A 19445-nucleotide genomic window follows, 5' to 3' on the forward strand; every position below is an offset into this window, starting at 1 on the left:
TTCAGGGACAACGATGAAAGCGTTTTCACGAAACCCCACAGAATCGCCGGCGATCGACCGAGGCCCCGCGAACGTCGCGCAGGTCCGGCCGGTCCCTCAACCCCAAGGGAGCTCGCGATGACACTGTCCCAATCGTTCCGACGTCCTGCACTCACCGGCCTTTCGTTCGCCATTGCCGCACTCGCCCTGTGCGGCACGGCGTCCAGCGCCCTCGCCCAGACCAAGGTGGTCGGCTACATCCCGGCGTGGAAGAACCTGCGCGCCGTTGCCGACCGCACCGACCTGAGCAAACTCACCCACATCAACCTCGCCTTCGCGAATCCGTCGGCCAGCGGCGCCTTCCTCAGCAACGGCAACCCGACCTGCATGGACGCCTCCGGCGCCGACATCCAGTACGTGGTGCAGAAGGCCCGCGCGGCCGGCGCGAAGGTGCTGATCTCGGTGGCCGGCGGCGGGATCCCCGGCTGCTCCGGCAACTGGCAGACGCTGCTGCAGCCGGGCAACCGCGCGGCGACGGTCAACAGCCTGGCGCAGTTCGTCAACAGCTACGGCCTGGACGGCGCCGACATCGACATCGAAGGCGGCCTGCTGACCGCCATCGACCGCGCCGGCAACTACACGCCCTTCATCCAGGCGCTGCGCGCCGCGCTGCCCGGCAAGCTGGTCACCGCAGCCACGGCGAGCTACGAAGGCGGGATGGTGCCCGTGTCGTCGATCCCGCACTTCGACTTCGTGACCATCATGTCCTACGACAACGTGGGCCCGAGCTGGGGTCAGGTCGGTCAGGAGCACTCGTCCTACGCGCAGGCGCAGCGCGATGTCGCGACCTGGCAGTCGCGCGGCCTGCCCAAGGAGAAGCTGGTGCTGGGCGTGCCGTTCTACGGCTACGGTTTCAACGGCTATGCGTCGGACTACGGCTTTAACGACATCGTCAACCAGTTCGGCGCGGCGGCGGCGCAGAAGGACCTGGTCGGCACGCTGTGCGCCAGTTGCGGCTACATCACCTACAACGGCATCCCGACGATCAAGGCCAAGACGCGCCTGGGCCTGCAGCAGGGCTCGGGCGTGATGATCTGGGAGCTGGCGCAGGACGGCAACGGCGCCAACAGCCTGCTGACGGCGATCCGCTCGGAGATCGGCGGCGGCACCACGCCCCCGCCGGCGACCAGCAAGCTGATCGAAGCCGAGAGCTTCACCAGCCAGAGCGGCGTGCAGACCGAGGCCTGCAGCGAAGGCGGCCGCAGCGTCGGCTGGATCGATACCGGCGACTGGATGGCCTACGCCAACGTCAACTTCCCGAGCAGCGGCAGCTACCGCGTCGAGTACCGCGTTGCCAGCCCGAGCGGCGCGCGGCTCTCGCTGGACCTGAACGCCGGCAGCATCCAGCTCGGCCAGGTCGCGATCCCCGCGACCGGCGGCTGGCAGAACTGGACGACGGTGTCGCACACGGTGACCGTCAACGCGGGCACCTACGCGCTCGGCGTCTACGCGCCGGCCAGCGGCTGGAACCTGAACTGGGTGCGGATCACGAAGCTGTGATCGCGCGCTGAGCCAGACCCCTCTCCCGCTTGCGGGAGAGGGCGTGCAGCGTCAGGCATCCCGGCCGTTGTAGTGCGTGACCGGAACGCTTTCCAGCTCGATGCCTTCGAGGCAGCGGACGTTGATCGCCGCCATCGCGTTGCCCTTCGGGTCCGTGCCCTCGGCATACGGATGGATCCCGCACACCGTGCAGAAGCGGTGCTTGATCGCGTGCTTGTTGAACAGGTATGTCGCGGCCGCCGACTCGTCGCTCTTCAGCCGGAACTGCGCGCGCGGCACGAACCACAGCAGCGAGCCCTTGCGCTGGCACATCGAGCAGTTGCAGGCCATCGCGCCGTCGATCTCGCCGTCCACCTCGTAGGCCACGCGGCCGCAGTGGCAGCTTCCCTGGTACGTCGTCATGCCGTCTCCGATGCTCTTGTCTGGATCGTGAAGCGGCAGACCTTACCTCAGCGCCGCCTCACTTGAGCATCAGCTCGACGTCCTGTCCCGGATCCCCGCAGCCGTCCAGGCGCAGGCGCAGGAACTCGAGGTCCAGGTGGAGATGCTCGACCAGCTCGGGCACCGCGGTCGTGAGCGCCGCGATGCGGTCGGCGTCCTGGTCGCAGGCGTCGGCGATGACCTCGGCCAGGTGCAGGATCGCCGCGAGCATCGAGAAGGGCTTGACCTCCAGCGGCACGTTCGCGTCCTTGAAGGCCTCGACCAGATCGGCCGGGAAGTGCCAGTGCGCCGCGAGCGCCGCCGTCACGTCGGCGTGCGTGCAGCCGAAGCGGCTGGACTCCAGCGAGAAACGGCTGCCCGGTTCGCCCGCGTGGGCCTCCACGTCGGCGACCTGGTCGGGCTCGGTCATCGCCATCATCAACTGACCCGTGCGCAGCATCAGGCCGGCGAGGTAGGCGGTGTCCGCGTCGCCCTGCAGCAGCTTGGCCAGCAAGCGCGCATACCCGGCCGTGCGCATGCTGTGGCGCCAGAAGCGCTGGCGGTCCAGGCCTTTCACGTCGGGGAAGGTGCCCGTCAGGCTGGCCGCCATCGCGAGGTTGCGCAGCGTCTCCAGCCCCAGCGCCATCGCCGCGTCCTGCAGCGTGCTGATCGTGTGCGACGGGCTGTAGCGCGCCGAGTTGGCCAGGCGCAGCACCTTGGCCGCGAGCGTCGAATCCTTGCCGATGAGCTCGGCGATCTGGCCGAGCGAGACACCGTCGTCGTCGAGGCTGCGCAGCAGCTTGCGTCCGACCTCGGGCATCACGGGGAGGCTGGCATGCCCCGCGAAGAAACGTTCCGCTTGGGAACCGGTCGTGGTCGCGGGGACCACGGCGCTCAAGGGGGTCACGCTGGCGATCGTCACATTGGCCTCCTCAGAACGTAACGACAAGTGTGGCTGCGAGTCTAAGCCGCTCAGCGACCTCGCGCCAGCGCCAGCAGTTCCACCCGGTCCAGCAGCCCGATGCGGTAGCCCTGGACCGCCACGACGCCCCGGTCGGCCAGCTGCCGCAGCGTGCGCGACAAGGTCTCGGGCGAGATCGACAGCTGCGCCGCCACGTCGCGCTTGCGCTCGGTGAACTGCAGTTCTTCGGCGACGCCCGCCTGCGCCAGCAGCCACGCGGCCACGCGACCTGTGGCGTCCTTCATCGTCAGGCCGCGGATCGCGTCCTGCGCGTCCCGCAGCTGCGCGGCCGTGGCGCGCACCAGCGCCTCCAGCACCAGCGGCTGCGAGCGCAGCCACATCGCCGCCATCGACATCGGCCAGGTCATCACCAGCGCCGACGCGGAGACGACGCTGACGTCCTCCTCATAGCGCCCCTCGAGCCAGGCGGTGTGCAGGTCCAGCCACAGCGGACCGGTCAGCGGGGCGCGCCCGGCGACCTTGCCCTCGCACAGCGCCAGCATGGCCACGGCGGCGTCGCCGCGGCGGACCGCCAGCTCACCGGCCTTGCAGCGGCGCAGTTGCGTCATGGCGGCCAGCGCGGACCAGCTCTCGCCGTCCAGCAGCACGTCGCCGAGCAGCGCGCGCCACGGGATCGGGTGGCCCGGGCCGGGAATCAGTCCGGCGCTCGCAGGGGGAAAAGCGGCTGGACAGGCCGCCTCGGGCGTCAGCGCCGCGGCGGTGGCCATGGAGGCGGAAGCGGGGACGGGCACGCTGGCGTCAGCGGATCCGTCAGGGTCGGACATCAGATGGGCGATCACGGGCACTCTCGGAAACCGGGAATGCCGGACTGTCCTCGCCCTCGGCGGAAATTGCCTTGAGGCGCGTCAACATCCGGTCAATTTCCCCCTCGATTCGCTCGATGGGGGGATGTCCGTGAAACGCCTCAGCGGATCAGCAGCGCGCGGAAGTCGTTGACGTTGGTCTGCGTCGGCCCGGTGATGAGCAGGTCGCCCAGCGCCTCGAACAGCGCGTAGCCGTTGTTGGCCGCCAGCAGGTCCGCCGGCTTCAGGCCCAGCGCGCGGGCGCGCTCCAGGGTGCTCGGGCTGAGGAAGGCGCCGGCGTTGTCCTCGACGCCGTCGATGCCGTCGGTGTCCGCGGCGAGGCCCCAGACCTCCGGCTGCCCGTCCAGCGCGATCGCGCAGCCGAGCACGAACTCGCCCGCACGGCCGCCGCGTCCCGGCTGCGGGACCAGCGTCACCGTCGTCTCACCGCCGGACAGGATCAGGCAGGGTCTGGCGAAGGGCTCGCCGTGACGCGCCACCGAGCGGGCGAGCGCGGCGTGCACGCGGCCGACCTCGCGGGACTCGCCCTCGATCTCGTCGGACAGCACGTGCGCGGTGATGCCGAGCGCGCGCGCCGCCTCGGCGGCCGCGAGCAGGCTCTGGCGCGGCGCCGCGATGATGCGCTGCTCATGGCCGTCGAAGCACTTGTCGCCGGGCTTGGGCGTTTCCCACTCGCCGCGCTCGAGCGCGTCGACCGCCAACTGCGGCAAGGCGATGCGGTAGCGGCGGCAGATCGCCAGCGCCTCGGCACAGGTGCTCGCGTCGGGCACGGTCGGGCCGGAAGCGATCACCTGCGGATCGTCGCCGGGCACGTCGGAGATCATCAGCGTCAGCACCTTGGCCGGCGCGCAGGCGGCGGCCAGCCGGCCGCCCTTGATGCCGCTGAGGTGCTTGCGCACGCAGTTCATCTCGACGATGTTGGCGCCGCTGGCCAGCAGCGCGCGGTTGACCGCCTGCTTGTCGGCCAGCGTCAGTCCCGGCGCGGGCAGCGGCATCAGCGCCGAGCCGCCGCCCGAGATCAGGCAGATCACCTGGTCGTCGGCGGTCGGGTTGAAGTCGCGCACCTTCTGCATCATCCGGGCCGCGGCGCGTTCGCCGGCGGCGTCGGGGACCGGGTGCGCGGCCTCGACCATCTCGATGCGGCGCGGCCGGTAGTCCGGCGGGATGTGCCCGTAACGCGTGATGACCAGCCCGGTCATGGGCGCGCTCGCCGGCCAGGCGGCTTCGAAGGCCTGCGCCATCGACCCACCGCCCTTGCCCGCGCCGATCACCAGCGTCCGCCCTTTCGGAGGCGGCGGAAGGTGGCTTGCCAGGATCTTGCCCGGCAGCGCCCGGTCCACCGCCACGCGGTAGAGGTGCTTCAGCAGCGCGCGCGGATCCGCGACCAATGCGGCCGCTTCCGGCGAACCGGGAGCAGGCGAACCTGGAGCAGACGTTGCGGAGGCCGAGGCGGCCGGAGAGGCGGAGGCGTCGTGGGGCGTGCTCATGACCGGCGATTGTGGAGACCTGTCCCCTCAGCCGGCGTCCGTAGTGCTACCGACCTCGTGGTTGGCCAGCACTTCCAGCGCGCGCACCAGCGCCGAATGGTCGAGCTGGTCCCAGCCCTGCGCCGCGGCGGCCTGCATCAGCTGCGCGGTGTTGGCGGTGTTGGGCAGCGCCACGCTCATCGCCTTGGCGCTCTGCAGCGCGAGGTTCAGGTCCTTCTGGTGCAGCGCGATGCGGAAGCCGGGGTTGAAGGTGCGCTTGATCATGCGCTCGCCGTGGACCTCGAGGATGCGGCTGGAGGCGAAGCCGCCCATCAGCGCCTCGCGCACCTTGGCCGGATCGGCGCCGGCCCTGGAGGCGAAGACCAGCGCCTCGCTCACGGCGGCGATGTTCAGCGCCACGATGATCTGGTTGGCCACCTTGGTGACCTGACCCGCGCTCGCGCCGCCGACCAGCGTGATGTTCTTGCCCATCAGCTCGAACAGCGGCTTGATGCGCGCGAAGGTCGACTCCTTGCCGCCGACCATGATGGACAGCGTGCCGGCCTTGGCGCCGACCTCGCCGCCGGAGACCGGCGCGTCCAGCCACTCGGCGCCGAGCGCCTCGATGCGCGCCGCGAAGTCCTTGGTCGCGATCGGCGAGATCGAGCTCATGTCCACGACCGTCTTGCCCGCGCCCTTGCCGCCGGCGAACGCGGCGGCGATCCCGCCGTCACCGAACAGCACGCGTTCGACGTCCGGCGTGTCCGGGACCATCGTGAAGATCACGTCGGCCTGCTCGGCCACTTCCGTCGCGCTGGCGCAGACGGTGGCGCCGGCGGCGGCCACTTCCTCGCGGACCTTGCTGCGCGTCTGGACGAAGAGTTGATGCCCGCCCTGCGCGAGACGCACCGCCATGGGCGCGCCCATGATGCCCAGGCCGATGAAACCGATCTTGATGCTCATTGAGATACTCCTGAATCAATCCTTGTACTTGTCGCGCAGGCCCTGTGTCGCCGAGCGGAAAAGGCCCAGGTCACTGCCCACGGCGACGAACGTCGCGCCCATGTCGAGATATCGGCGCGCATCGGCCTCGACCGGCGCGAGGATGCCGACCGGCTTCCCCGCCGCCTTGCACGCCGAGAAGATCGCGGCCATCGCCGCCTGCACGTCCGGGTGGCTCGGGTTGCCGAGATGGCCATACCCCGCGGCCAGGTCCTGCGGTCCGATGAAGACGCTGTCCACGCCGTCCACCGCGGCGATCTCCGCGACGGCGGCGACACCGACCGGGCTCTCGATCTGCACGATCACCGCGATCTGCTCGTTGATGCCCTGGAAGTAGCCCGGCACCGTGCCGTAGCGGTTGTTGCGCTGCGAGACCGACACGCCGCGGAAGCCCTGCGGCGGATAGCGCGTGGCCTGCACCGCGTAGAGCGCCTGCTCGGCGGACTCGACGAAGGGGATCAGCAGGTTCGAGAAGCCCGCGTCCAGCAGCCGCTTGATCTCGACCGCGTGGTTGGTGCTCGGCCGCACGACCGGCGCGCTGACGCTGTCCTTGAGCGCCATCAGCTGCGGCACGAAGCTGCTGACGTCGTTGGGCGAGTGCTCGCCGTCCAGCAGCAGCCAGTCGAAACCGGCCAGGCCCAGCACCTCCGTGCTGATCGGGCTGGCCAGCGAGCACCAGCAGCCGATCAGGCGTTCGCCGGCGATCAGGCGTTGTCGCAGCGTGTTGGGGAAGGCGGAGTAAGGCGTGGTCGGCGTCGGCATGACGGGCTCCTCAGGTCTGAATCAAAACGGGCATCCACAGCCACATCAACGACCGCATCCAGCGATACGGCTATCGATGCGTCAATCGAAGATCAATCGAGCTTGAGCCCGCTCTTGGCCACGACGCCCGCCCACTTCTTGCGCTCGGCGTTGAAGAAGGTGTCCATCTCGGTCGGGTTCATCGTGCTGACCTCGGCGCCCTGCGCGGCCAGGCGCGCGCGGACTTCCGGCGAGCGGATGATGCTGATCAGCGCGGCGGACAGCTTGTCGATGTTGGCCTTGGGCATGTTGGCCGGGGCCAGGATGCCCTGCCAGGTGCCGGACTCGAAGCCGGTGGCGCCCTGCTCGGCCAGCGTCGGCACGTTGGGCAGCAGCGGCACGCGGGTGGACTTGCTGACGCCGATGACCTTGAGCTTGTTCTGCTGCACGAAGGGCAGCGTCGCGAGCATGCCGTTCATCAGCACCTGGGTCTGGCCGGCGATGGTGTCGGTGACGGCCTGCGAGCCGCCCTTGTACGGGATGTATTCCCACTTGGCGCCGGTCAGGCTGGCGACCTGGAAGCCGGCCAGGTGCGGCGCGCTGCCCATCGCGGTGACGGCGAAGTCGATCTTGGACTTCTTGGACAGCTCGACCAGTTCCTTCAGGTTGTTGGCCGGCACCGACGGGTGGACGACCAGCATGTGCGGCGAGTACGCCAGCATCGCCACGCCCTTCAGGTCCTTCGACGGGTCGAAGTTGAGCTTGGTGTACAGCGACGGGCTGATGGCCAGCGCACTGACGTCGCACAGCATGATGGTGTAGCCGTCGTTGGCCTTGGCGGTCTGGTCGGCGCCCATGTTGCCGCTGGCGCCGGGCTTGTTCTCGACGATGACGGTCTGCTTGAGCATCTCGCCGAGCATGGGCGAAATGATGCGGGCGATGATGTCCGAGGACCCGCCCGGGGTGTACGGGACGATGATCTTCAGCGGCTTGCTGGGCCAGGCGGCCTGCGCGAAGGCGCTGGGGGCAACACCTGCCACCGCGGCGACGGCGGCCGCGGCGATGAGGGCACGGCGGGCGAATGTCTTGTCTTGCATGTTGTCTCTCTCCAGGTTTCGTTCGGGGGGATCGTTCAGCGGACCATGCAGGGCCGCTTGGGATCGAACTTCCAGTCGGGGATCAGGTGCTGCATGGCGATGGCGTCGTCGCGCGCGCCCAGGCCGTGCTGCAGGTAGAGCTGGTGGGCCGCTTCCACGGCCTTCATGTCGAGCGTCACGCCCAGGCCGGGTGCGGTCGGCACGGCGACTTCGCCGTCCACGATCTGCAGCGGCTTCTCGGTGAGGAACTGGCCGTCCTGCCAGATCCAGTGCGTGTCGATCGCGGTGAGGCGGCCCGGCGCCGCGGCGGCGGCATGCGTGAACATCGCCAGCGACACGTCGAAGTGGTTGTTGGAGTGCGAGCCCCAGGTCAGGCCGAAGTCGCGGCAGGTCTGCGCGACGCGGACCGCGCCGGACATCGTCCAGAAGTGCGGGTCGGCCAACGGGATGTCGACCGACTGCAGGCTGAGCGCGTGCGTGAACTGGCGCCAGTCGGTGGCCACCATGTTGGTGGCCGTCGGCAGGCCGGTGGCGCGGCGGAACTCGGCCATCACCTCGCGGCCGGAGAAGCCTTCCTCGGCGCCGCAGGGATCCTCGGCGTAGGCGAGCACGCCGCCCAGGTCGCGCAGCAGGCGGATCGCGTCCTTCAGCAGCCAGCCGCCGTTGGGATCGAGCGTGACGCGCGCGTCGGGGAAACGGGCCTTCAGCGCCTTGATCGCCTCGACCTCTTCCTCGCCGGCCAGCACGCCGCCCTTGAGCTTGAAGTCCTTGAAGCCGTAGCGCGCCTGCGCGGCGGCGGCCTGCTCGACGATGGTCTCCGGCGTCATCGCGACGTGGTGGCGGACCTTGAGCCAGGCGTCGGTCGCGGCATCGCTGCCGGCCTCGTCCTCGGGCGTCTTGTAGGCCAGGCCCGTCTTCGTGCGGTCGCCGACGAAGAACAGGTAGCCCAGCATCGCGACGCTGTCGCGCTGCTTGCCTTCGCCGAGCAGCTCGCACACCGGCACACCGAGGTGCTGGCCGAGCAGGTCCAGCAGCGCGCATTCCACCGCGGTGAGCACGTGGATCGTGGTCCGCAGGTCGAAGGTCTGCAGGCCGCGGCCGCCGCTGTCAAGGCCCTTGAACTTCTCGCGGACCTGCGCGAGCAGTGCGTTCCACTTCGCGACCGGCTGGCCGACGAGCAGCGCGCCGGCCTGTTCGAGCGTCTTGCGGATGGGTTCGCCGCCGGGGATCTCGGCGATGCCGACGTGGCCGGCGTTGTCCTCGAGGATCAGCAGGTTGCGGGTGAAGAACGGCGCGTGCGCGCCGCTCAGGTTCATGAGCATGCCGTCGCGCCCGGCGACCGGGATCGCGCGGGCGGAGGTGACGATGGGACTACTTGCGCTCACGCGGAACTCCTGGTCGGTCTGCGGTCGATCGTGGATCAGTCGGCGGTGATCTTGCGGGTCTCGATGACCTGCTTCCAGCGCGCGAACTCGGTCTTCTGGAAGGCCTGCGCCTGGTCGGGCGTGTTGGCGACGGTCTCGATGCCGATGTCGGAGAACTTCTGCTTCACCGCCGGGTCCTGGAGCGCGGCGACGATGTCCTTCTGCAGCTGCGTGCGCACGGCGGGCGGCAGGCCCTTGGGCGCGGCGACGCCTTGCCACGAGTACACGTCGGCGCCCTTGATGCCGGACTCGGACAGCGTGGGCACGTTGGGCAGCACGGCGGAGCGCTTGTCGCCGGTCACGGCCAGCGCGCGCAGCTTGCCGCCGAGGATGTGCGGCAGCACCGCGTTGACGTTCTGGAACGAGGCGTCGATCTGTGCGCCCAGCAGGTCGCTGATCGCCGGGGCGCCGCCCTTGTAGGGGACGTGCAGGCCGTTGGTGCCGGTCTGCAGCCAGAACAGCTCGGCGGTCAGGTGGTCGGAAGAGCCGTTGCCCGAGGAGGCGAAGCTCATCTTGCCCGGCTCCTTCTTGAGCGTGTCGATCACGTCCTTGACGCTCTTGAGCGGCGAGGCGGCGGGCACGACCAGCACGTTGGGCGCCTGGATGGCGACGGTGAGCAGGTCGATGTCCTTGAGAGCGTCGTACTGGACGGCCTTGATCAGATGCGGCGCGATGACGAACGGGCCGAGCGAGGACACCAGCAGCGTGTAGCCGTCGGGCGCCGCGCGCTTGACCTGGGTGGTGCCGAGGGTGCCGGTGGCGCCGGGGCGGTTGTCGACGATGACGGTCTGGCCCCACTTCTTCTGCAGCTCGGCGCCCATGGCGCGGGCCAGCATGTCGGTGGAACCGCCGGCGGGGAACGGGACCACGATGGTCACGGGCCGCTCGGGGAAGCCGCTGGCGTGGGCCAGGCCGGCCGCGAAGGTGGAGAGGACGGCGGCGCCGAGGGCGGCACCGGCTTTGACGGCCAGGCGGCGGGTCAGAACGGTCATGGTTTGTCTCCGGGAAGGAACCGTGGAAACCGCTCTTGGTGCGACTTCGGGCTCAATCCGGAGACGCTTTGGCGGTCTTGTTGTCAGTCATCATACAAGTTGAGTCGAGCGGATGACAAGACGGCGTCAATCGCTCAACGATGAGGGGAAACACGCAGAACTACCGATTGCAGTCAGCAATCAACCCATAAAAACTATGGGAAGAACGCAACACCGCTTTCACGCCGCCTCCGCGGACGCACCTACGATGCAACCCATAAAAATTATGGGGAGCAACTTGGCGCGGAGGCGCGACTGAAGTGACGTTCAAACGACTGACCCTGAGCCAACTGGAGCGACATATCCGCCAGACGGCACGGGATACCGGGCTGATTTACCTGACCAGGCACGCGGTGGCGCGAATGCGTGAACGTTGTGTGCTGAAGGAGGAAGTGTTCGACTGCTTGCGTTTGGGGCGCCTGTTGACGCCCGGCGAGGAAGACATGAAGAGCGGCGATCTGGTTTGCAGGATGCACTGGTATGGCCCCTCATCCGATCTGGTCGTTTGCGTCGCACTCGATGACGCCCGGCCCGGCCTGCTCGTCGTCACGGTGATCGCCTAGCCTGAGGAATTGATGATGTACCACTACACCGAATGCGGCCTGGACAACGTGTGGCTCGCCAATGGCTACAACGAAATCGACACCGCCTATGGAAAGGCCTACTCCGTGACCGCAGCTGACGAATTGCTGCGAGAGATTGCTGTCCGGGTCGCACACAAGCCTGGGCGACTCACCGGCAAGGAGTTCCGCTTCCTGCGCGTCCATCTGCGCCTGTCGCAAGCTGCCATGGCAAAGGTCCAGGGCGTCAGCGAACAGAACGTGAGCCTATGGGAACGGCACGGCAAGGTGCCCAGGGCCAACGACACGCTGTTGAGGCTGTACTTCCTCGCGCATGCCGCCGGTGACGAAACCGTCAGGTCCGCCTTCGATCGGATCATGACCGTCGAGCGGCTCGTGCGTCAGAAGATCGTGGCGACCTCTGGCCGCAAGGGCTGGAAGTTCAAGGTCGAGGAGACCAAGGAAGGCTCTAGCGAACAGGCCGTCGAAGCCTGATCACGCCGCGCAAGCTCAGCGCTTTTCCTGCAACGCCAGCGCCGCGCGGCGGCGCCGTTCGCGGCTGTTGGCCAGGTGCGTCCGCATGGCCGCGCGCGCGGCCTCGGGGTCGCGCGAGGCGATCGCGTCGAGGATGCTCTCGTGCTCCGCATTCACGCGCAGCAGGTAGTCGCGCTGCGCCAGCGGGTCTTCGTCGCCCGCGGCCGCCAGGCTCGCCAGACGCGCGCGGGGGATGCTCGGCGCGCCCAGCGTCGCCATCAGTTGCTCGAAGTGCGGGTTGCCCGTGGCGCGGGCGATCTCGAGGTGGAACTGGAAGTCCGACGCCACCGCGTCACGGCCGGCCAGCGCCGCCTCCGCGAAGGCCGACAGCGCCGCGCGCATGTTGTTCAGGTGGGCATCGCTGCGCCGCTGCGCGGCCAGTGCCGCCGCCTCGGTCTCGATGCCGATCCGCAGTTCCAGCACCGCCACGACGTCGTGCAGCGTCGCCATCTGCTCCGCGCCGATCCGGAACGGACCGCCCTCCCCCAGCCCCAGGACGAAGGTCCCGATGCCGTGCCGGGTCTCGACCAGCCCCGCCGCCTGCATCTTCGAGATCGCCTCCCGGACCACCGTCCGGCTGACCTCGAACTCGGCCATGATCGCCGCCTCGGTCGGCAGCTTGTCGCCGTTGGCGAGCGCACCCGCACGGATCCGGTCCTCCAGCGCACGGACAAGGCCGAGCGCCAGGGATTTCGGGCGGGAACGGGTCAGCGAAGCATTCATCACGGGATCAGTTGTACGACAACATGCACCCACACGACAACCGCGTTATCGCGGTGTCGCGCCGATGCAGCGTGTTTTTGGAGGGACGGCGACGGAGCGCGGTGCCGGCAGGCGGGACGCGCATTGTCCCGGACCGGATGCGCTGAGTGCGTCAGGCGGCGTCCAGCGGAAACTTCGTGCAACCCAGGCGGGCCGAGATGTCCCGGCTGGCCGCCTGCAGCATCGCCACGACCTCCGGCGCCTTGGCGTCGTCGTAGCGGAAGGTCGGGAAGCTGACGCTCATGCCGGCGATGGGCTGGCCCAGCCGGTCGAAGATCGGCACGCCGAGGCAGCGGATGTGGTCGTCGAACTCCTCGCGGTCCTCGCCGAAGCCCTGCCCCTTCACCCGCTCCAGCTCGGCCTGGAAGGCCGCCGGCTCGGTGATGGTCTTGTCGCGGAAGCGCTGGAACTCGGCCCCGGCCAGCACGCGGGCGCGGCGCTCCGGATGCTCCCAGGCCATCAGCACCTTGCCGATCGCCGTGCAGTGCAGCGGCGCGCGACGGCCGATGCGCGAGTACATGCCCAGCATGTGCTTCGAGTCGACCTTGTGGACGTAGATGATCTCGCTGTCGATCAGCGTGCCCAGGTGCACCGTCTCGCCGGTGGCGTCGGCCAGCATCTGCATGTGGTGCTTGGACAGGTCGACCAGGTCCGGGTATTGCAGCGCCTTCGCGCCGATCTCGAAGACCTTCATCGCGAGGCCGTAGCGTTCGCTGTCGGTCTCCTGCCGGACATAGCCCAGCGTCTTCATCGTCTGCAGGAAGCGGTAGACCGTCGCCTTGGGCATGGCCAGCCGCACGGACAGCTCCGAGATACCGGTATCACTGCGTTCTGACAGGGCCTGCAGGATGGCGAAAACCTTGAGCACCGCGGCCACCGATTCGGGCTGCTGCTTGCCATCGTTCAGATCGTCATCCATGCGCAAGGTGTTCCTGGAAAGGGGAGATTTCACCACAGCCGGCCCGTCCCCGCGCCCGCGCGAACCCGGGCAGGCACATCGGCCGCAACATCGATGGACAGCCGGTACGGCGGCGTCCAGCCGGCGTCGCCGACGACAGCCTTGTCAGGGTTCGCGGTGCGCAACAGACGCGCCGGATCGAAGGGGGCACCGTTGAAGCTCGAGCCGCGATCCTCGAGTCGATCGCCCTTGAGCAGGCGCACGACGCGCTCAGGCCTGATGTCCGCGGCGGCCTCCCAGGCGTTGGCCTCGCTCAGTACCTGGGACGCGATGCCCACGCCGATCGAGTAGCCGTAGGGATAGTCACCGCCCGAAGCCGCGACATGGAGGTTGTTGGCGACGTGCACCTGGCCGTAGCGCACGCGCGGCGTTCGCTCCTTGAGCTGCTCCCAGAGGTTGTGGTGCAGCGTCACGCGCAGGTGGCCGCGATCGTCGCGATGCCCGTCGCTGCCGCCGATCAGCATCGTCTTGTCGTGGCGGCGGAAGACGTTCCAGGACACGGTCACGAAGTCCGAGCGCCGCGTGATGTCGAGCAGGCCGTCGTGCCGCTGCATGCGCTGGCCGAGCGCCACCGGCTCGCGCGGATCGGGCCGCTCGCCGTCGTCGAAGGCGCAATGGTCGACCCACACCTGCGTGGCCTCGCGCAGCGAGACGGTGTCGTACTCGGAGTTCCACTCGCCGTGACCGTTGTCGTTCGGGTCCCAGGCGGGGAAGAAGTCGTAGGCATCGGAGAAGCGCAGGTTGCGCAGGATCACCTGCGAGACCTTGTCGAGCATCAGCGAACCGCCATCGAAGCCGGCGTCGGGCGTGATGCCGACGATGGTCGTGTTCGAGGGCAGCTTGACGACGACCTGCGCGGCCTGTTTCTTCGCCGAGCGCTTGCGCGCCTCTTCCAACGCGCCTTCGGGTGCGCGCCGGCCCCACGTCGCAGGGTCGTACTGGCGCACGAAGGCGTCGAAGTCGAAGGCGGGATCGCGGAAGTCCTCGATGCTCAGACGCCGTCCGGTCGCGTCGGCGGCAAGGTCGATGCGCGCGGCGAGCGCGATGAGCTTGGGCGTCTCGCCGAGCGCCAGCGCCGCCTCGAGTTCAGCCCGTGTGCGCACGACACGGACCGCCTCGGGCTTCGCCCTCGCGCCGCCGATCGTGCCGCCGTTCATCGATGCCCAGCCGTCGCCCGACCGGATCGCATCGAACGCGGCGACCGGCACCGCGATGGGCAGCGTGACATTGCGGTACTCGGCCATCCGGTTGGCGGCCTCACCGACGGGGCTGAACGGGCGTCGCGAGGTCGACACGGACCACGGCGCCAGATGCGGACCAAGCAGGTTGCCGCGCAGCACCGCCTGCCCGTTCGGAATCGCCGGCGACGCGCGCCATTCGCCGCGCGCGACGCCGCGGTCCCATGCCCGGCCCAGACTGATGCTGGCCGGCGCCACGCCGGGCTCCGCCAGCCAACGCGAGTCCTGGATCAGCAAACCGCGCGACAACGCGTTCGGCGTGCTGGGCGCGATCACGTGTCCGCCGTGGCCCGGCACGCGGCGACCGGCGCGACTGACGATCAAGCTGTCGTCGATGACCAGCGTCGCACCGCCGAAGATGAAATCGACATCACCGCGGATCTCGCCGCGGCGCACCAGCACGCGCGCCTCGTCGGGCGCACCGTGCGGCGCGTGCCCGCCCACCGATGCGGATGCGGATGCCGCGCTGCGCTCCGCGTAGAACGTGTCCTGGTGCCCGATGAGCCTCACCTGCTCCAGCTGGATCCGGTCGCCGCGCGTCATCAGCGCCACGGCTTGCGCACCGCCGCTTTCACCGACGCCGGCCGGATAGCCCTGCCCATCGCGAACGCGGTCCATCGCATCGTTCGCGATGGTCAGGCGAGCGAGTTGAACGTCGTCGCTGAACAGCATCACGCTGGCGCTTCCCGGCGTTCCATGAGTTTCGGCGTCGAGCAACTGCATGCAGCGATGAGCCGCCTCGCCCTTCGCCTTCGGCAGCGCGTTGTAGCGGCCTTCGACGATCACGACCTCGGACGCATCGCCGGCGCCGTACAGCGCGAACGGCGCCTTGTCCTGGATGCACAGCGGTTCCCGGTACGTTCCCGGCTTGACGAGCACGTAGGCGCGCGGCGCGGCCGACGCCCCTGCCGTCTTCGACGGCAACGCGTCGATCGCTGCCTGCACGGTGCGATGCGTGCCGCTGCCGTCCGGCGCAACGACGAAGGTCGGCGCCCATCGCGAAGGATCGAGCGGCGCCGGCTGCCAGTCGCCGAGGTAGGTCGCCACGGTCATCGTGGCCGCTTGTGCATCGCTGAGCTGCGGGCGCTCCTGTGCCGAAGCGACCGGCAGCGTCATCGCGCCCACCACCGCCACGGCGACACGAGCCATCCGCATCACAGGTCCGCCAGATACAGCGCCGGTTCGCCCTCGGCGTCCGCGCTGAAGAGCACCTGCTTCTCATCCGGCGTGAACGACGGATGCGGGTGCGTGACCTGCCGGTTGCCCTTGTAGACGCGCCACGAGCTGTCATGCCGCGCGACGCGGCGCTCGGTGCCGGCCTTCAGGTCGAAGAGGTGCAGGAAGGGATCCGTCGCGATCTGGTGGCTGCCGGTGTCGGCGACGTCAGCCGGCGAATCGCAGCCGTCGCCGATCAGCAGCGTGCCGTCCTGGTTGCTCATCAGGTGCGAGCACGGCGGCATCCGCGTCAGGCGCTTCGATTCCAGCGTGACCGGATCGAGCGAGCAGATCCAGCGGTCGCGCTGCCCCTTCAGGTAGGAGACGTAGATCATCGCGGAGCCGTCCGGCACCCAGAACTCGTGGGTGCAGCTCTCGCCCGGATCGTGGCGGCGGCCGCAGCGGACGTTGCGTCCGTCCTCGTCGATGAACCACATGCGCGCGTCGACGAGGTCGTGCGGTCCCTCGTGGCAGTACGCGACGGTGTTGTCGTCGCCCGGCCGGTATTGCGGATGGCCGAGCCAGCCCTGCTGCTCGAGGATCACTTCCCTCGCGCCCGTCGCCAGGTCGATGCGGATCAGCCGGCAGCGCGGCTTCGCATGGAACATCTGATGGAACTTCTGCCAGTCGCTGAGCGGGAACCAGTCGCTCGCCGCGATCTCGATGCCGACCATCTTCGTGCAGGCCGAGTTCGCGACCCAGGTGCCGTAGCCGACCCAGCCCTCGGGCACGGTGTAGACGACCTCCTCGCCCAGATCCCGCATGGACAGCCGGATCAGTTGCCGCTCCGCGCGGACGAAGTAGAGATGGCGGTCGTCGGGACTGAGGAAGCCGCCGAAGGTGTTCTCGCCCGGCTGGTCGGTGAGCTGCGTCGCGACCTGCGTCCTGAGGTCGAGCAGGTGGTAGTTCCAGCTCGTGCCCGGCCCGAACTCGGCGCCGAAGATCAGCTGGGATCCATCGTTGGTGAAGCACTTCTGATAGAAGTAGTTGCGATGGCAGGTCACGTCGGTGGGCGTCAGCCGCGTGACGCGCGCGCCGGTGTCCGGATCCTCGCGGGTGGCGAAGTGGAGCTGTCGTTCGTTGGCTTTCATGATGGCTTTCACTTGATCCGCTGCAGCAAGGCCTGGCCCTCGGTCACCAGGCGGCGCGCGGCATCGACATCGCTGGTCTTGTTGTACGCGACGGTCTCGAAGACCTCGCGCATGAACTTGTGCAGCCGCGCGTGCTCGAACAGCGGCGCCGGGCGCCTGAGCCGGCCCGACTCGCGCTGCACCTTGATCTGTTCGTGCGCAGCGACTTCAAGCGGCGGCAGCTTGCCAGCCGCTTTCAGCTGCTCGTAGGGACCGCGCGCCGACGGCAATCCACGCGTGCGGCCGAGCAGCGCCGCGGCCTCCGGGTCGGTCAGCAGGAAGTTGACGAGCTTGGCGGCCATCTCGGCGCGGCCGTTCTTCTCGGCGTGACGGCTCACCGCGTACATCACGGTCGGTCGCCCGAACATGCCGCTGTCGAGCGCGCCGGGCAACGTGGGGAACTCGCCGAGCACCAGCTTCTGCTGCTTGTCCAGCGTGGACGCGCGCAGCGCGATGACCGAGTCCCAGGTGTAGTTGCCGGCCCAGCGGCCGACGACCCAGTCGGGTTGCTGCTCGGTCGGTTTCTCCGCGCCGCCCAGGCTCGCGCGCAGCGGCAGCGGCGTCGCGACGTGGTCGGTCACCAGCCGCTTGTAGGTGCGAACCCAGTCGAGCGCCGCGGCCTCGTTCATCGCCACGCGCGGCTGCGCGGGATCGATGTAAGCCGTGCCGTGCCGTTGCTGCACCCAGGCCTGGGACAGCAGCATCATGTCGTAGAGCTCGCCGTCGAGCGGATAGGCGTCCTCGCCCAGGAGGCGCCGGAACGCCGGCCCCGTCGCGAAGAGCTCGTCCCAGGTCGTCGGCAGCGCCAGGCCGGCCCGATCGAATGCGGCCTGGTTCCACAGCATCACGCGCGCGCTGAAGGACACCGGCAGCGCGTTGAGCTTTCCGGCGACGTCGCCGTAGGCGAGGTCGTCGCGATCGAACTGCGCGAGGTCCAGCAGACGCCCGAATCGATTGAGGTCCGCGAAGCCGTTGCCCCGCTTGCTGAACATCGCCATCCACGCCCAGTTGATCTGCATCACCTCGGGTTCGGATCCGCCGGCGATCTGCGTCGTCAGCCGCTCCAGGTAGCCGTTGAAGCCCATGTACTCGGCCTTCACGCGCACGCCGTGGCGGCGCTCGAAGAGCGCGAGCGCCTTCAGCGTCGCCTCGTGCCGGCCGGCGCCGCCCCACCAGGCGAAGCGCAGCACGGTGGGCTTGTCCTGCGCGCGCAGGCCCGACGCGGTCAGCGCCGCCGTCACACCCGCAGTCGCGGCGACCGCGGCCGATCCCGCGGCGATGCCCAGCAGCTGTCGTCGCGGCAGGCTCATGCGTAGGTCCCGGAGGCCGAGGTCGACGCCGCTGCCGACGACGTCGAGGAGGAGGACGAAGCCGGCATCGTCAGGAGGTTCAGCCCGCTCGTCGCGTCGAACAGGTGGCAGGCCGACATCTGCAGATGCAGCGTCAAGGCGTCGCCACGCGCGAGGCCGTTCAGCGCCACCGCCTGCTCGGCCGGGATGCGCGCGGAGATCGGCAGCGGTCCGAGCTCCGCATGCAGGTAGACCTCCGAGCCCATGTGTTCGGTGAAGCGCACCCGCGCGCCGACCGGCACGCTGTCGCCCTGCGCGCGCGGCGCGAGGCCGATGTGCTCGGGCCGCAGGCCGAAGGTGACAGCCCCGTCCGCCATGCGCGGCAGCGATGCGATGCCGGCCGTCTTCTCCGCCGGCAGCGGCAGCTTCGCGCCGCCGACCTCGACGGCCAGGCCGTTGTCGGTCGCGAGCAGCCGCCCTTCCAGCAGGTTCATCTCCGGCGAGCCGATGAAGCCCGCCACGAAGGCATTCGCCGGCCGGTCATACAGCGCCGTGGGCGTGTCGACCTGCTGGATCACGCCGTCCTTCAGCACGCAGATGCGCTCGCCCATCGTCATCGCCTCGACCTGGTCATGGGTGACGTAGACGGTCGTCGCCGGCTGGCGGCTCTCGCGCAGCGTGCGGTGCAGCTCGGTGAGCCGCACGCGCATCGCAGCGCGCAGCTTGGCGTCGAGGTTGGACAGCGGTTCGTCGAAGAGGAACACGTCCGGCTTCTTCACGATCGCCCGGCCCACCGCGACGCGCTGCGCCTGGCCGCCGGACAGCTGCTTCGGGTAGCGGTCGAGCAGATGCTCCATCTCCAGCAGACCCGCGGCGTGGCGCACGCGCTGGTCCAGCTCCGCCTTCGGCGTGCCGGCCAGCTTCAGGCCGAAGGCCAGGTTGTCGTAGACCTTCATGTGCGGATACAGCGCGTAGTTCTGGAACACCATCGCGATGCCGCGCTGCTTGGGCGGCAGCGCGTTGACGGCGCGGTCGCCGATGCGCAGCTCGCCGCCGGTGATGCTCTCCAGCCCCGCGATCATCCGCAGCAGCGTCGACTTCGCGCAGCCCGACGGGCCGACGAAGACCATGAACTCGCCGTCCCGCACTTCCAGGTCCACCCCGTGCACGGCCTTGAAGCCGTTGGGGTACACCTTCTCGATCTTGTTGAGGCTCAGTCTTGCCACGTCGTGTCTCCGGGTTCTTTTCTTGTCT

18 protein-coding genes are annotated in these 19445 nt (G+C 69.1%); 3 read left to right on the forward strand and 15 right to left on the reverse strand.

All coding sequences use genetic code 11. The features are described 5' to 3' along the window. The first annotated feature begins 117 nt into the window (after positions 1 to 117). Entirely contained in the window at positions 118 to 1539 is a 1422-nt protein-coding gene (locus tag AC07OZ_RS23205; protein ID WP_495469437.1) for a carbohydrate-binding protein, read from the forward strand. 51 nt (positions 1540 to 1590) lie between these two features. Here the strand turns inward: AC07OZ_RS23205 and AC07OZ_RS23210 are convergent, their stop codons facing one another. The 9 genes from AC07OZ_RS23210 to AC07OZ_RS23250 form a co-directional block, all read right to left on the reverse strand. Next, complete coding sequence (locus AC07OZ_RS23210; protein ID WP_495469438.1) at positions 1591 to 1941, reverse strand: GFA family protein; 351 nt, start codon at positions 1939 to 1941, stop codon at positions 1591 to 1593. Between the two features lie 58 nt (positions 1942 to 1999). Continuing rightward, positions 2000 to 2881, reverse strand: a complete 882-nt coding sequence (locus tag AC07OZ_RS23215) for an HDOD domain-containing protein (protein ID WP_495469439.1) — start codon at positions 2879 to 2881, stop codon at positions 2000 to 2002. Between the two features lie 50 nt (positions 2882 to 2931). Then, positions 2932 to 3705, reverse strand: coding sequence for a Crp/Fnr family transcriptional regulator (locus tag AC07OZ_RS23220; RefSeq protein WP_495469440.1), 774 nt, complete (start codon positions 3703 to 3705; stop codon positions 2932 to 2934). A 140-nt stretch (positions 3706 to 3845) separates the two neighbouring features. Continuing rightward, positions 3846 to 5231, reverse strand: coding sequence for a glycerate kinase type-2 family protein (locus AC07OZ_RS23225; protein WP_495469441.1), 1386 nt, complete (start codon positions 5229 to 5231; stop codon positions 3846 to 3848). A 27-nt stretch (positions 5232 to 5258) separates the two neighbouring features. Further along, the gene (gene glxR, locus AC07OZ_RS23230) at positions 5259 to 6173 is read right to left on the reverse strand and encodes a 2-hydroxy-3-oxopropionate reductase (protein ID WP_495469442.1); all 915 of its coding nucleotides are present in this window, start codon (positions 6171 to 6173) and stop codon (positions 5259 to 5261) included. Between the two features lie 15 nt (positions 6174 to 6188). After that, a complete protein-coding gene (garL, locus tag AC07OZ_RS23235; RefSeq protein ID WP_495469443.1) occupies positions 6189 to 6974 on the reverse strand; it encodes a 2-dehydro-3-deoxyglucarate aldolase in 786 nt (261 codons plus the stop codon). Between the two features lie 92 nt (positions 6975 to 7066). Continuing rightward, a complete protein-coding gene (locus tag AC07OZ_RS23240) occupies positions 7067 to 8050 on the reverse strand; it encodes a Bug family tripartite tricarboxylate transporter substrate binding protein (RefSeq protein WP_495469444.1) in 984 nt (327 codons plus the stop codon). Between the two features lie 35 nt (positions 8051 to 8085). Further along, the gene (locus AC07OZ_RS23245; protein ID WP_495469667.1) at positions 8086 to 9372 is read right to left on the reverse strand and encodes an enolase C-terminal domain-like protein; all 1287 of its coding nucleotides are present in this window, start codon (positions 9370 to 9372) and stop codon (positions 8086 to 8088) included. 98 nt (positions 9373 to 9470) lie between these two features. Next, positions 9471 to 10466 (reverse strand): Bug family tripartite tricarboxylate transporter substrate binding protein, encoded by a 996-nt coding sequence (locus AC07OZ_RS23250; protein ID WP_495469445.1) that lies wholly within the window; start codon positions 10464 to 10466, stop codon positions 9471 to 9473. A 299-nt stretch (positions 10467 to 10765) separates the two neighbouring features. Between AC07OZ_RS23250 and AC07OZ_RS23255 the strand changes: the two genes are divergently transcribed. Further along, positions 10766 to 11068: a DUF4258 domain-containing protein gene (locus tag AC07OZ_RS23255; RefSeq protein WP_495469446.1), complete on the forward strand. Its 303-nt coding sequence runs from the start codon at positions 10766 to 10768 to the stop codon at positions 11066 to 11068. 15 nt (positions 11069 to 11083) lie between these two features. Further along, positions 11084 to 11560 carry a hypothetical protein gene (locus AC07OZ_RS23260; RefSeq protein WP_421033088.1) on the forward strand — a complete coding sequence of 159 codons (477 nt, stop codon included), beginning with the start codon at positions 11084 to 11086 and terminating at the stop codon, positions 11558 to 11560. A gap of 15 nt (positions 11561 to 11575) precedes the next feature. On the opposite strand, the gene AC07OZ_RS23265 is transcribed toward AC07OZ_RS23260, so the two are convergent. The 6 genes from AC07OZ_RS23265 to AC07OZ_RS23290 form a co-directional block, all read right to left on the reverse strand. Next, on the reverse strand, positions 11576 to 12322 hold the full coding sequence (locus AC07OZ_RS23265; RefSeq protein WP_495469447.1) for a FadR/GntR family transcriptional regulator: 747 nt from the start codon (positions 12320 to 12322) through the stop codon (positions 11576 to 11578). 151 nt (positions 12323 to 12473) lie between these two features. Then, complete coding sequence (kdgR, locus tag AC07OZ_RS23270; RefSeq protein WP_495469448.1) at positions 12474 to 13280, reverse strand: DNA-binding transcriptional regulator KdgR; 807 nt, start codon at positions 13278 to 13280, stop codon at positions 12474 to 12476. A gap of 29 nt (positions 13281 to 13309) precedes the next feature. Next, positions 13310 to 15712: a pectate lyase family protein gene (locus AC07OZ_RS23275; protein ID WP_495469449.1), complete on the reverse strand. Its 2403-nt coding sequence runs from the start codon at positions 15710 to 15712 to the stop codon at positions 13310 to 13312. After that, positions 15712 to 16863 carry an oligogalacturonate lyase family protein gene (locus tag AC07OZ_RS23280; protein WP_495469450.1) on the reverse strand — a complete coding sequence of 384 codons (1152 nt, stop codon included), beginning with the start codon at positions 16861 to 16863 and terminating at the stop codon, positions 15712 to 15714. The genes AC07OZ_RS23275 and AC07OZ_RS23280 overlap by 1 nt, the downstream gene beginning before the upstream one ends. An 8-nt stretch (positions 16864 to 16871) precedes the next feature. Next, the gene (locus tag AC07OZ_RS23285; RefSeq protein ID WP_495469451.1) at positions 16872 to 18212 is read right to left on the reverse strand and encodes an ABC transporter substrate-binding protein; all 1341 of its coding nucleotides are present in this window, start codon (positions 18210 to 18212) and stop codon (positions 16872 to 16874) included. Further along, complete coding sequence (locus AC07OZ_RS23290; protein ID WP_495469452.1) at positions 18209 to 19417, reverse strand: ABC transporter ATP-binding protein; 1209 nt, start codon at positions 19415 to 19417, stop codon at positions 18209 to 18211. The genes AC07OZ_RS23285 and AC07OZ_RS23290 overlap by 4 nt, the downstream gene beginning before the upstream one ends. Positions 19418 to 19445 lie beyond the last annotated feature (28 nt).

It is taken from the genome of Roseateles sp. GW821-FHT09G03 (genome assembly GCF_059416045.1).